Annotated in this window: 12 protein-coding genes; all 12 read right to left on the bottom strand. The window is 37.5% G+C overall.

The window, feature by feature from the left end; genetic code table 11:
- Window positions 1-946, bottom strand: a 946-nt coding sequence (locus tag WFK35_RS12900) for a cation diffusion facilitator family transporter (protein ID WP_336732932.1), incomplete at its 3' end; no start/stop codon positions are given.
- Between the two features lie 54 nt (window positions 947-1,000).
- The gene (locus WFK35_RS12905; protein WP_336732933.1) at window positions 1,001-1,993 is read right to left on the bottom strand and encodes an aspartate-semialdehyde dehydrogenase; all 993 of its coding nucleotides are present in this window, start codon (window positions 1,991-1,993) and stop codon (window positions 1,001-1,003) included.
- A gap of 33 nt (window positions 1,994-2,026) precedes the next feature.
- Window positions 2,027-2,458 (bottom strand): hypothetical protein, encoded by a 432-nt coding sequence (locus WFK35_RS12910; RefSeq protein ID WP_214588228.1) that lies wholly within the window; start codon window positions 2,456-2,458, stop codon window positions 2,027-2,029.
- A gap of 92 nt (window positions 2,459-2,550) precedes the next feature.
- Window positions 2,551-5,280 (bottom strand): TonB-dependent receptor, encoded by a 2,730-nt coding sequence (locus WFK35_RS12915; RefSeq protein ID WP_336732934.1) that lies wholly within the window; start codon window positions 5,278-5,280, stop codon window positions 2,551-2,553.
- A 209-nt stretch (window positions 5,281-5,489) separates the two neighbouring features.
- A complete protein-coding gene (nadC, locus tag WFK35_RS12920; RefSeq protein ID WP_336732935.1) occupies window positions 5,490-6,350 on the bottom strand; it encodes a carboxylating nicotinate-nucleotide diphosphorylase in 861 nt (286 codons plus the stop codon).
- Between the two features lie 10 nt (window positions 6,351-6,360).
- Window positions 6,361-7,002, bottom strand: coding sequence for a hypothetical protein (locus WFK35_RS12925; RefSeq protein WP_336732936.1), 642 nt, complete (start codon window positions 7,000-7,002; stop codon window positions 6,361-6,363).
- Window positions 7,003-7,020: 18 nt separating this feature from the next.
- On the bottom strand, window positions 7,021-8,592 hold the full coding sequence (gene nadB / locus WFK35_RS12930) for an L-aspartate oxidase (RefSeq protein WP_214588232.1): 1,572 nt from the start codon (window positions 8,590-8,592) through the stop codon (window positions 7,021-7,023).
- Between the two features lie 30 nt (window positions 8,593-8,622).
- Window positions 8,623-9,249, bottom strand: a complete 627-nt coding sequence (locus WFK35_RS12935; protein WP_336732937.1) for an NAD(P)H-dependent oxidoreductase — start codon at window positions 9,247-9,249, stop codon at window positions 8,623-8,625.
- 110 nt (window positions 9,250-9,359) lie between these two features.
- On the bottom strand, window positions 9,360-11,612 hold the full coding sequence (locus WFK35_RS12940) for a T9SS type B sorting domain-containing protein (protein ID WP_336732938.1): 2,253 nt from the start codon (window positions 11,610-11,612) through the stop codon (window positions 9,360-9,362).
- Window positions 11,613-11,774: 162 nt separating this feature from the next.
- Window positions 11,775-12,251: a ribonuclease HI gene (gene rnhA, locus WFK35_RS12945; RefSeq protein WP_214588235.1), complete on the bottom strand. Its 477-nt coding sequence runs from the start codon at window positions 12,249-12,251 to the stop codon at window positions 11,775-11,777.
- 27 nt (window positions 12,252-12,278) lie between these two features.
- A complete protein-coding gene (dnaB, locus tag WFK35_RS12950; protein ID WP_336732939.1) occupies window positions 12,279-13,874 on the bottom strand; it encodes a replicative DNA helicase in 1,596 nt (531 codons plus the stop codon).
- 163 nt (window positions 13,875-14,037) lie between these two features.
- Window positions 14,038-14,488 (bottom strand): T9SS type B sorting domain-containing protein (locus WFK35_RS12955; protein WP_336732940.1); only part of this gene is annotated, 451 nt, incomplete at its 5' end.

The raw sequence follows: 14,488 nt of genomic DNA on the forward strand, positions 1-14,488 counted from the left end.
CTCTTTTTACAAACTCTTTTTCGCGTACCGGACAATCGGATATCTGACAGACAGGGCAGGAAATTGGTTTGCAATCGTCCATATGAAAATTAAATTCTACACTTCTTTTTGTATTTTTTGCTAAAAGAATAATCATTTTTTCCATTTCGTTATGCGCGTCACGAAGGCTGTAATACCACGGTAAAGTAATGTGCGCATCAATATGAAGATTCGCCCCGAATTGCTGTATTTTCATATTATGAACATCAATCCATTCTGTTCTCCGGCTTTCTTCCAAAATCTGGATGATCTGTTCCAGAAGATCGGGATCCTGTTCATCCATAATTCCGCTCAGCGATTTCCGGACTATTTTATAGCCCACAACAATAATATATCCTCCAAAGCCCAGTGCAACTACAGAATCCAACCAATAGATTTTGGTGAAATAGACGATAACTAAACTTGCAACTACACCAAGTGTAGTTAATGTATCAGACTGAAGGTGTTTTCCGGAAGAGATCAGAACAACGGAGTTTTCTGCTTTTCCTTTCTTAATGGAAATATAACCCAACAGGTAATTGATAATAGCGGTTGCAGCAATGATCCAGATCCCCAGATCTATTTTATTTAAAACTTTCCCGACAATTAAGCTGTGAATCCCTTCGTAGATAATCATGATTCCGGCAATGGCAATTAAAGCACCTTCTATTCCGGAAGTTACAAATTCCACTTTACCATGTCCGTAAGGATGGTCTTCGTCTTTAGGTTTTGCCGCCAGATAGAGCGAATACAGCCCCATAAATGCACTGATAACATTTACGATACTTTCCATGGCATCAGAAAAAACGGAGTCGGAATTCGTCAGTTTCCATGCGATAATCTTTCCGATGAATAGAATGATCCCAAAGGCGGCAATCAGTTTCTGAAAGGCTAATTTATCTTTACTTTTATTTTTATGAAGGTTCATAGGTTTGATAAAAAAAAGAATCTCATTTCTGAGACTCTTTCTGGTTTTGTTAGTTTATACTAAGTTGTTTTCTACAAGGTATTCTGCAATCTGTACCGCATTCGTCGCGGCTCCTTTTCGCAGATTGTCTGCCACAATCCAGAGATTAAGGGTTTTGGGCTGCGAAAGATCTCTTCTTATCCTTCCGACAAAGACTTCGTCTTTTCCTTCCGAATATAATGGCATCGGATATTCGTTGTTTTTTACGTTATCTACAACAACAACTCCGGGAGTTTCAGATAAGATTTTTCTTACTTCGTCAAGATCAAATTCATTTTCAAACTCGATGTTTACACTTTCAGAATGTCCTCCCTGAACCGGAACTCTTACTGCGGTGGCTGTTAAATTAAAGGTATCGTCCCCTAAGATTTTCTTAGGTTCTTTCATTAATTTAATCTCCTCTTTCGTATAATCGTCATCTGCAAAAACATCACAGTGCGGCAATGCATTTTTAAAAATCTGGTACGGATATACTTTTGCGATAGAATCGTCTCCGCTGATTTCTCCGTTTAGCTGATCTACAGCAGCTTTACCGGTTCCTGTTACGGATTGGTAAGTGGAAACAATGACTCTTTTTAAATCGTATTTTTTGTTCAAAGGTCCTAAAACCATTACTAGCTGAATAGTAGAACAGTTCGGATTTGCAATAATTTTGTCTTCTTTCGTCAATATATCTGCATTGATTTCCGGAACCACCAGTTTTTTATCAGGATCCATTCTCCATGCTGAAGAATTGTCGATTACTGTTGTTCCAGCTTCAGCAAAAAGCGGAGCGAATTCAAGAGAAGTTCCGCCTCCGGCAGAAAAAATAGCAATATCCGGTTTGGCAGCTATAGCGTCTTTCATGCTTACTATCGTAAATTCTTCCTGTTTATACTTCACCTTATTACCTACAGATTTTTCGGATGCTACCGGAATTAGTTCGGTGATAGGGAAGTTTCTCTCTTCGAGAACTTTAAGCATAACTTGTCCAACCATTCCTGTTGAACCTACTACAGCTACTTTCATTGATTTAATTAAAAATTATTTTTGTTAATATATTTATGCCCCGAAGACTCTCGCCCACGGGAACGCGAATGCAAATAAACCTACGGCAATTAATCCCATGATTACGACTCCTAAAGAAATCGTAGGGTTTGTTTTTACTTTTTTGTTAACGATCGTCATTAAAACAGCGGCGATCAGCATAGAAAACGGATGTTCTACATATTGAAATCTTAATGCTGAGTTTTTCATCACTTCACCCATATTTAAACCATTTGAGAAATTAATGATCAGCATCACAATCCCCAATAGAAACTGAACGTGGAAAAAGATCATTGTAAAAAGAGTAGTCTTTTTAAGGAAATTATTTACTTTTCCACTGAATCCGAACATGGTTGCTAAAAGTGCAATAACAAATAGCGTCACCAAAAGAATTTCCAGATATCCGAATCCTTTGTGAGCATTAAGTAAAATGTTGTAAAAGTCCATATTTATTTTTTTCTGTTTTTCAGACACAAATATAGCAAAAATCCCGGCGAAAAGCCGGGATTGATATTTATAAAATCTAATTTATGTATTTATTAGAAGTTAAATGAAAGTGTTGCAGACCATGTTCTTCCGTATCCGAAATAAACTTGGTTTTGTTGGCTTACTCCATTCCATGTTCCTGCTGCTTGGTACGCCTGATAGTTAGACGTTAATGTTGCAATCTGAGCAGTGGTTAATGGTGTTGATTGAAGAGGTCTGTTTACCGCAATGTACTGATCTAGAGTTAATCCGGTTTTGATGTTTGTATTAGATTCTGCAATGTAAGTCTTATCCAGCAAGTTATAAACATTACCTCTAATCGTAAAGAATTGTTTAGGATTGTTTAATTTAATTTTAAAAGATATTCCTAAATCAACTAAACCATAAGAAGGTAATTCTAAAGCACCTTGGTTTCCTGCATCCGGATTTGAGAAGTTAAGAAGGTTTAAGTTAGCATATAAATTTTTAATCCCTCTATATGTTCCGTCGAATGAGAACCAGTCTGTTGGCTTGAATGTAAATCCAACTGCTGCTGAAGTTTGTGCTGCTCCACCAACTTTAACTTTATCTATATAAAGTGTCTGAGTATCTGCACTGATTAGTTCATTTGTTTCACTAAATACATTTCCTTGTGCATTACCTTTATAATACCAGTCACCTACAGAAAGCATACCGAACAGGCTTAACATTTTGTGAACGTTAGCATTTGCTTCAATTTCAAATCCTTGGTGGATTTCTGTAATTCCCTGAAGGTTTGAATAAGCAGTCGTTGTTGAAATTGTTGAACTTGGATTAGCCGGGTCAGGATAAGTATAAGATAGATTACCTCTTCTTAAGAATCTGTCTCTCCACTCAGTTCTGTAAAGGTTCAAATTAGCTGTGAAGATACCAGAACGGAATCCATATCCTGCCTCAACACCGAAGATTTTTTCATTCGTTAAGTTCGGATTTAAGTAGTTTTTGTTATTTGGGTAAACAGCATTAAGGAAAGGCTGCTTAGAATAATATCCGATATTTACAAAAACGTTGTGCTGATCATTAATGTTATAATTAGCACCTGCCTTTACATTATATCCTACAATATCTTTAAAGCCTGTTTTTTCATACAATAATGGATTTGTAGCGGTTGGCTGAGCAATAGCGGTAGATGTTGCTGAGTTTCTGAAACCTGCTTGCTGACCATTTAAAAGGGTAACTCCATCGATGATAAAGTGATCGATTCTTTGGAATGACTGGTTAGATAAAGCTCCAGAAACGAATGCAGATAACTTATCACTAGAATATTCTAGCTGACCAAATCCACCATACCATAAAACTTCACCGTCATTTTTATATCCTACCATATCATCCATACTGTTTCTCTTTCCTCCGAACGGATTGAAAGTAGGCTCAGCCTTAAATGTATTAGAAACTACTCTAGGAGTTACAGTATATAAGTTTCCTGGCGAAGTATAAAAGTTTTTGTTAGTATTATCTTTGTATCCTGCTGCACCATAAAGATCAGAAATTACCTGATAATGATATCCGTAATAATATCTGTCATCTGTACCGATTGTGAAGTTTAAGTTATCATTAATTTTATGATTGAAACTAATAATCGCTCCAAACCAGTTATGGGAGTTAATTGATGATCTTCTTACTAAAGTAGCACCTGCAGCTGAAGTATTCATATTAACATTTGCATTTGTAGCGAAAATTCTGTCATATGCAATTTGTCCGTTTGCATCAACGAAAGAATTTACTCCTCCTGTCGCAGTACCTACACCTGTTGGAATTCTACCTAAATCACCTGTTCCGCCACCTCTACCAAAAGAAGCATAGAATACTGAATTTAATTTAGATTTTGAACTGATATTCCAATCCCAGTTTAAAGACATTACTGGTTTATGATAGTAGTTTACTCTGTTTGATAAAACGTCACCATTTCTCCAGCCCCAATCTGCATTATATCTTCTGTTAGGAGTTCCGTCATTATCAGAATTATATTTGATGTAATTTTGAATAGTAGAATAGGTTGTTCTCTGATTGTGCCATTGAGGAGCTCCCGTAATTGTAAACTGGAAATCATGCTTTTTATTTGGCTGATATCCTAAGGCAAAATAATAGTTATATCCTTCAAATTCAGTTCCGTCTGCATACATTGATCCGGCAGTTCTGCTCATTAAGAATGAAGAAGACCATCCTTTTGCAGATTTACCAGTATTGTAAGCAAATAATGTTTTTAGATAATCATTATTACCAAGACCTAGAGAAACAATTCCTCCCTGTTTTTTATCAGCAGCTCTTGTTAGAACGTTAATTGTACCTCCAACAGAAGCGATAGCTAATTTTGAAGAACCAAGACCTCTTTGTACCTGCATTGCAGAAGTTACATCGGAAAGTCCAGCCCAGTTAGACCAATAAACAGCTCCGTTTTCCATATCATTCACAGGGACACCATTTACCATAACGGCAATATTTTCCTGTGCGAATCCTCTAATGTTAATTTTAGAATCTCCAAAACCTCCACCAGCTTTTGTTGCATATACAGATGGAGTTGTATTTAAGATTTCAGGGAATTCCTGATTTCCTAATCTTTCAACGATTTGCGCTTCTTTGATTGTTGAAACTGCTACAGGAGTTTTTCTATCTTTTGCGATATCAGCAACTCCAATTAACACTACCTCGTCAATGTCTTTAGACCTAGTTGATTTAACTGTGTCCTTAACCTGTTGAGCATAATAAACGCTAGCTGTAGATAATGTGATTATCGCAGTTAGCATTGATTTGTTGATTAATTTCATAATCGTTAGTAATAGTTAGATTTAATTTTCTGCAAAATTGAGGAAATTTATTTTAACTAATATTAACTGTATGTTAATTTTTAAAGGTTCTTAATAAGGTTTAAAATGTTGGTTTACAATGTATTGAATAATAATTGATATTTCGCATGAAAAAAATCACATTATTGAGTTTTTAACAAAAGGGGATCATTTTTAACAAAAATTCAATGCTATTTCACGGCTTTGAGGCTTAAATCTATATTTTCTGCTGAGTGAGTAAGTGCTCCTGCAGAGATGTAGGTAACGCCTGTAGAAGCAATTTCTTTAAGCTGATCGCGGGTAATTCCTCCCGAAGCTTCACTTTCACAGGAGCCATTAATTAAGCTTACAGCTTTTTTCATGGTTTTTACGTCCATATTATCCAGCATGATTCGGTCTACCTTCGCATCAATAGCTTCCTGAACTTCATCCAGATTTCTGGTTTCAACTTCTATTTTAAGCTTTTTCTTATTCTTTTTGATGTAGTCTTTTGCCATTTTTACGGCATTGGTAATGCTTCCGTTATAATCGATGTGGTTGTCTTTCAGCATGATCATGTCATAAAGTCCGTATCGATGATTGGTTCCACCACCAATGGCAACAGCCCATTTTTCGCATACCCTGAAGTTTGGAGTTGTTTTTCTGGTGTCCAGAAGTTTTGTTTTGGTTCCGATGAGCCTGGAATCCCAGTCATGCGTTAATGTTGCAATTCCGCTCATTCGCTGCATACAGTTTAAAACCAGTCTTTCCGTTGAAAGAATAGATCTTGCACTTCCGGTTACAATAAAAGCAATATCTCCTACCTTTACAGCATCACCATCCTTTACGAAAGTTTCAATGTTTAAGTTTTTATCAAAAGTTTTAAAAATAATTTCAGCCAGTTCCACTCCGGCTAGAATGCAATCCTGTTTTACCAGTAGTTTTGCACTTTGTTCCAGATCTTTGGGAATCGTGGAAAGCGTAGAATGATCGCCATCCTGAATGTCTTCTTCAAGGGCGTTTTTAATAAATTGTTTTAAAGCTTTATCTGTAACGTATGCCGGTCTTTTCATATTTTTAATTTTAGTAATAATAAGATGCTTTTGTTCCGAATAACAAATCGTGAATCACAAAAAGCAAAATTACTTCATTTTCATCAGCTTTTATTTTTTCGAATTCAATTTTATTTTTTATTCGGATATTGTCTTGATTGATTGCTGTAAATTCTATTAAATATTTTCCTTGCGGTTTATAAGTATCAGGATTTTCTATGTACAGAAAATATTTCCAGTTCAGATTTTTCCACTGATATTCCGTCCCATGAAAAAGAAGTTTATCTCTTTTAAATTCTAAAATCGGATGTTGATGATTGTTAATATAATAAAATGTCTGAGGAAGTTTGTTATCATTTATAATTTCATCCAGATCGAATTGATCTTTTCCGAAATAGTAAGGTTTTCCCATTGTAAGTATATTGCACAATAGATTTAATGGAAGAGGATATTTTGCTCTTGAAATGATATTTTTCTTTATATAATTAAAGAATCGAACCCCAAAAGATACAGCCGCTAAAATGAACATCCAGCCCAGAAAATAGATTTCATCATGATGCTTGCTTCCAAAAATAAGAAAACCAAGTACGACGAGAACGATAAAAATCAACATGACTCTTAAAAAGTTTAAAAGATTCATGATGGTTAAAATTCTCAGACTGAAGATTTCCATACTCCGTATTTGCTATTCTTAAGCCAGATCTTTATTATAAAACGCACCTTTATTCTCCGTCATTTCCATAGACTGGGTAATGATGAGGTGGGCAACGGTTGTTAAATTCCTCAGTTCCGATAACTGTGGCGAAAGAATAGAGTAGTGGTAAATTTCGTTCACTGCGGCAGCGATTTCCTGATGTTTTTGCAAAGCCATATTCAGACGGCGGTTGCTTCGTACAATTCCTACCAGATCGCTCATCATTTCCTGAAGCTGCTTTCTGAGGTAAGATATAATTACCATCTCATCCATGATTTTCATTCCTTCTTCATTCCATTCCGGAACGGCTTTCAGGTCATCAAAGTTGAAATTATTTTCGTTTAAAAGTTCAACGGTTTTCATGGCAGCATTGTGTCCGAAAACTAATCCTTCCAATAAAGAGTTGGAAGCTAGTCTGTTGGCTCCGTGAAGTCCGGAATTGGTACATTCTCCCACTCCGAAAAGATTTCTGATGGAAGACTGACCGTCGCGGTCAACCTCAATTCCTCCCATCAGATAATGACAGGCGGGAACAACGGGAATAAGCTGGCTGAAAGGATCAATTCCTTCGTCTTTGCATTTTTTATAAATATTCGGGAAATGTTCAAGGAATTTTTCATGATCCATTTCTCGGCAATCCAACCCTACAAATTCGTCTCCGGTAATTTTCATTTCCGCATCGATAGCTCTGGCAACAATGTCTCTGGAAGCAAGCTCTTCACGCTCATCATATTTGTGCATGAATTTTTCGCCTCTTTTGGTTCTTAATTTGGCTCCGTCTCCACGAACGGCCTCAGAAATTAAAAACAACATACCATCAAGCTTACTGTACAGAGCTGTCGGGTGAAACTGATAGTACTGCATATTGGAAACTTTTCCTTTTGCTCTTGCCACAAAAGCGATTCCGTCTCCTGTTGCGATCGTCGGATTGGTGGTGTTTTTGTAAACATGTCCTGCTCCTCCGGTTGCAACAAGTGTTATTTTGGATGTAATTTTTTTAATGGTTTTGGATTTTTCATCCAGAATATAGGCTCCGTAGCAATGGATGTCGCCTTCATTTAATTCTTTTCCGGGAACATGGTGCTGCGTAATGATATCAATTACGTAATGATGATCGAGAATCTCAATATTCGGACTGCTTTTTGCGGTTTGTAAAAGTGCCCTTTCGATTTCAAAACCTGTGATATCTTTGTGATGTACAATTCGGTTTTCGGTGTGTCCTCCTTCTCTTCCTAAAGCAAATTCGCCGTTTTTCTTGTCAAAATTCGCGCCCCAGTCTACAATTTCATTGAATCTTGCAGGAGCTTCCCTAACTACCATTTCCACCACATCGCGTTTGTTTTCGCCGTCTCCCGCACGCATTGTATCGGCAATGTGTTTTTCGAAGTTATCATTTTTAGAATCTGTAACTACTGCAAGACCGCCCTGTGCGTATTTGGTGTTGCTTTCATCTTCGTCCGATTTTGTTACGATGATTATTTTGGCATCAGGAAGCTGCTCAGAAACTTTTATGGCATAGGAAAGTCCCGAAATTCCGGAACCGATTACTAATACATCCGCTTTTATCATATCCTTAGTTTAAGACAATTGTCTAAATAGTTAAATAAATTTAAACAATTTTTCGTTTGGTTTTCTTACTTTTTTCATGTGCTGAAAATGATCTTCCTCCGAACGGTAGCCTAAAGCGAGCGTTACGCTTACTTTTTCGGTTTCAGTATTTATCTCCAGAATTTCTTCGATAAGTTCCTGACGGAAGCCTTCCATTGGACAGGTGTCTATATTTTCTATCGCGGCAGCGTACATGAGATTCGCCAGAACGATGTAAGACTGTTTTTCTGCCCAGCTGAAAATTTCATCCTGTGTTTTTTGATTAATATGCTGATTGATGCTGTTTTTAAAAAGATCCAGTTTTTCCAGCGGTGTTTCTCTTACTTTGGAAATATGCCGGAAATAACCGTTAATATAATTATCGTCCACGATTTTTTTGGAAACAATAACAATGAGATGAGAACAGGTGGAAATCTGTGACGGATTGTAGAATGCAGGAATTAATTTCTGCTTCATCTCCTCACTTTCCACGATAAGAATTTCGTAAGGCTGAAGACCAAGAGAACTTGCCGATAATTTTCCGGATTCAAGAATATTATGCAGGGTTTCCTGAGGAATAATTTCGTTATTAAATTTTTTTACAGAGTATCTTCTGCTTAAAGCCTCTAAATAATTCATAATTCAAATTTAAGAATTGAATGCGAATTAAATAAGTTTAAAATAAAATATTTCTTCTAAATAAGGCATAAAAAAAGATCATCCGTTTTTCGAATGATCTTTAAAAAGTGTTATTCTATATTTTTTACCAGAACCCAGCCATTGTAAGAGGTCTGAGTGCTGTTTTTGTCATTTTCATTCCAGGTAATGGTGTACCAATAAGTTCCTGTCATTACTTTTTTGCCTCCCGTAGTTCCGTCCCATTTGTAGTTTCGGATCTTGTCGGCTTCGTACATTTTATTTCCGTATCTGTCATACACCGTGAATACTAAATTCTTTTTATATGCTAATGCGGAATAATCAATGTAATCATTTTTGTTGTCTCCATTGGGAGTAATGGCATTCAGGAGATTCGGAACCGTTATCTGAACATGAATCGGTGTACAATTGTAGGCGTCTTTTACATACACTACAACTTCACCTCTTGCAAGACCTGTGAAGACGTTAGAATCCTGCCAGTTTATTCCGTCCAAAGAATATTGATATGGTGTTTTTCCGCCTTTTACATTCACGGTAATCGTGTTGTTTTTAATATCAATTGTAGCAATTACAGGTTGCTGCGAAGGATTTACCATTACAGTCTGCTGTGTTGTACATCTTCCTGATTTCAGCTGTACCCAATAAATTCCGGGCGTTACATTCGTGATAGATTGTGTGGTTGCCCCGGTGCTCCATAAGTAGCTGTCGAATCCGGTTCCTGCATCTAAAGTTGTTTTGGCATCAATACAGATGATTTTATCTTTTAATACGGAAGAATAAATCGGCGCTAAAACTTTTAATGTAATTTTTGCAAGTGTCCAGCAATTGGTAACATTCGTAATTCTTACATACACTACGGATGATGTGCTTACGTAAGCTGCAGGATTCAGAATTTCATTGGTTCCGGCTAAAGCATCCGCTTGTGTTTTAAAATATCTTTTGGTAACTCCCGTTGCAGAAGTTACAACTGCCTGTGTAAGATTAAATAAACCTGTTGTCGGTGCATTATCGATAAAGCATGATTCCAGAGTAGCGTCTGTTGTGGCAATTTGAGGGTAAAATGCTAAGGTAATTGCAGTAGAACCCTGACAGCCAAGAGGGGTGGTTACTTTTACATATACGGTTCCCGCAGCAGAAGTGTAGGCTGTAGGATTGGTAATTTCATTGGTTCCGGCGTTTAGATCCGCCATATTTTTATAATATTTCTTGGTAGAACCCGTTGGTTCGTTCACATTCGCAAGCGTAAGATTGTATGTGGCTGTTCCTGTATTGTTGTTATTACATTCCGTAAGTGTTGCAGGGGTTGCTGTGAAAGGAGAAAGGTTTAACTGAATTTTACCGTCCGGATTATCACAAAGCAATCCTGTATTGTCTTTAATTAAAACAGAAACTGAAGTATTCGCACTGAACTGATAGTTGGTAGGATTCGTAATCGGAGTTCCACCTACACTGTATGAGAACGTATAATTGGCAGGATTGGTTACAAACTGTCCCTGATAAGATGTTAAATTTACCGTTCCTTGTCCTGTTGCAGGATTCGGACAGAAAGTATCTGTAACCAACGTCTGGTTAAGCGCGACTTTGTCTATATAAACTTTTACATTTTTAATTGATTGTCTTGCACTCGCTCCTCCTGTAGAAGCAGAAAAGCCAAAATAGCCGGTCGTCATGGTAGCCGCAGCTCCGGAAGGGGCAAATGATTGGCTTACAATAGTAGTTCCGTCGATTTTAAGCGTAATGATCCAGCTTGCAGGAGCCGCAGGATTTACCTGTCCGTTAACTTCAACGTGTCTGAAAGTAGTTCCTACGAAAGGCTGTGTCGGATTCAGATCCGGAGAGTGAAATGTACTTCCGGGAGTCGTATTGTATTCGATATTTGATCCTGCCGTGTTGTTTATTCCATATAAGATATGGACTTTACTCATCTGTGCTTCTGTGGTATTATTAAAAATGTCAAATCCCACCATTAAGCCGGTAGAGTTTGCAGGAATTCCTAATCCTCCGCCAGATGTGTAAGACGCGGGTGGATTTGCCAGATACCAAAAAGCAATACCATCTCCTCTTCCGTAGGCAGCTGTACCGTTTCCGTCGATTCTGAAATCAAATTCCACTCTCCATTTATCGCAATATTTAAGATTGATAGGAGAGTCTAATTTTATACCTCCTACCTGACTGGTCTGGTCAGCGGTAAGTTGTATAAAGTCTGTATTTACAACCGCAGAAGGAACGATGTTCCAGCCTGTGGTGTTTACAGGATTTCCGGTAAGCTGATAGGTTTGCGACGAAATTTTTCCGAAGCAGCAAAATAAGAAGAGGGATAAATAAAGGAGTAGTTTTTTATTCATTTATTAGCATACTTAAAATTAGACGTGTAAATATATTAAATCCTGATTAAATAATATGTATTTAATATTAAATTTGTCTTATTTAGTATTTATTTTATAATAAATGGTAAAGAAACTGAAAGAATGTTGAAAATTTTTCCGAAGATTAGCTGTAATTGTTAATTAAAATAAAGTATTGCTTTCAGGATTTTCGAAATAAGTATCGATTTCTAAATTATCTGAAGCAGCAGCGGTTACGGCAAGTTTGTCGCATAGTTCGTTTTCAAAGTGACCGGCATGACCTTTTATCCAGTGCATTTTTGGTTTATGCAGATTGTATAATACGACAAATTTTTTCCACAAATCAGGATTTTTCACGTTTTTCCAGCCCCTTTTGATCCATCCGGCTAACCAATTCTGGTTAATGGCATCCGCAACATATTTGCTGTCTGTATAAATATGAATTTCGTTGTCCGGAGATTTCAGTTTTTCCAAAGCGGTAATCACAGCAAGAAGTTCCATCCTGTTGTTGGTGGTCTTCCGGAAGCCTTTGGAAAATGTTTTCTGATAATTTTTTTCAGGGACGCGCATGAGAATTCCGTACCCGCCTTTTCCGGGATTTCCGCTGCAGGCTCCGTCGGTGTATATTTCAATTTTCATTTTTAAATCTTAGCCTTAGTCCTGAATTTAAAAAGGAAAATCGTCGTCATCATCAAAATCATTCATTGAAGATCCTGAAAGTTTTGAACTGTCCGGAAGATCAAAAGCTGCGCCCGGCTGAATTGTTGTTTTAATTTTATCAAAACCGCTCGGTTCAGGCTTTCCGAAGTTGGAAGGATATCCTCCTCCGCTCATTCCGCCGTCAAAAGCAGCCTCAATATCACCGAATTTCGCAAAATGTTTTAAGAAAGATAAACGCACATCGGCAGTTGCACCGTTTCTGTGTTTTGCAATAATCAATTCCGCCTGATTTTCTGTTGAGGTTTCCTGTCCTTCCTCATCGTTATCCCAAACCGTAATTTTATAATACTCCGGTCGGAAAATAAAAGATACAATATCGGCATCCTGCTCGATTGCTCCGGATTCCCTTAGATCGGAAAGCTGAGGTCTTTTCCCCGGACGTGTCTCCACACTACGAGAAAGCTGCGAAAGTGCAATGACAGGAACATTAAGTTCTTTGGCAATGGCTTTTAAGGATCTGGAAATCATGGAAATTTCCTGTTCACGGTTTCCTCCTCCTTTTCCGCCGCTTCCGGCAGTCATCAGTTGAAGATAATCGACCATGATGAGCTTTACACCATGCTGCATGACAAGTCTTCGGCATTTGGCACGGAAGTCGAAAATAGACAGGGAAGGTGTTTCATCAATATATAAAGGGGCATTTTCCAGTTCGGAAACATTGGAGAAGAGTCTTTCCCATTCTTCATCATCCAGTGTTCCTTTTCGGAGTTTTTCTGATGAAATTCTTGTTTCGGAAGCAATCATCCTTGTGATAAGCTGTACCGATGCCATCTCGAGCGAGAATAGTGCCATAGGAATTTTGTGTCCCACTGCAATATTTCTTGCCATCGACAGAAGGAATGCTGTTTTTCCCATCGCCGGACGTGCTGCAATAATAATAAGGTCGGAGTTTTGCCAACCTCCGGTTTCTTTATCTACATCGCGGAAACCGGAAGGAACTCCGGAAAGTCCTTCTTTATCTTTTAGAGATTTAATGGTGTCGATTGCCTGTTTTACCAATGAATTGGCAGTATCGAATCCTTTTTTAATGGTTCCGTTTGTGATTTCGAAAAAAGACTGTTCGGCTTTATCCAGAAGTTCAAAAACGTCTGTTGATTCTTTATAGGATGCGTCAATTACGTTTGCCGAAACATTAATTAAGCTTCGAAGAATATATTTTTCAAGAATAACGCGGACGTGGTATTCAATATGGGCAGAAGAACTTACTCCCATCGTAAGATCGATGATGTAGCTGTCTCCGCCGGCAGAGCTTAACTTGCCTTCTTTTTTAAGCTCCTGAATAATCGTCATTAAATCGACAGGCTGGTTGCCTTCGTATAATTTTAAAATGGTAGAAAATATGACCTGATGTCTCGGATCGTAAAAAACTTCAGGGGTAAGCAAATCTATCGAATGATCGAGTCCTTTTTTATCAATTAAAAAAGTACCAATCACCAATCGTTCAAAATCCAGAGCATTGGGAGGCATTTTCCCGTCTGCAATGGAGAGTTCTTTTGCAAAATTTCCGTTCGTCAAAGAAGATAATGTTTCTTTCTGCGCCATAATAGTGCAAAGATAGTTTTTTTGAAAAGCAAATGAAACGGAGTAACTAACAAAAAATTGTGGATAACTTTTGAAACCTTTATTCAGAAAGGCTTTGCAAAGAGAATAAAAAAATCACCTCAAAACTGAGGTGATTTAATGTTCTGAAAATCAGATTGAATTATTACTGAATGTTTTTAACCAAAACCCAGCCACTGTATTTCGTCTGTGTATTGCTTTTGTCATTTTCTGTCCATGTAATCGTGTACCAGTATGTTCCTGTAACAATTTTCTTACCACCGGAAGTTCCGTCCCAGGTGTAATTTCGGATCTTGTCTGCTTTATAAATCATGTTTCCGTATCGGTCGTAAACCGTGAAAACGAGATCTTTTTTATAAGCCAAAGCAGAATAATCGATGTAGTCGTTTTTGTTATCTCCGTTTGGTGTGATCGCATTCAGAAGATTTGGAACAGTTACCTGAACACTAATCGGACTACAGTTATAAGCATCTTTTACATAAGCTTTATTTTCACCTCTCGGAAGACCTGTGAATACATTGGAATCCTGCCAGTTTACTCCGTCGATAGAATATTTATAAGGTGCTTTTCCTCCTGTTACGTTGATTGTAAATGAA

This window comes from Chryseobacterium sp. VD8, from assembly GCF_037149975.1.
GTDB lineage: Bacteria > Bacteroidota > Bacteroidia > Flavobacteriales > Weeksellaceae > Chryseobacterium > Chryseobacterium indicum.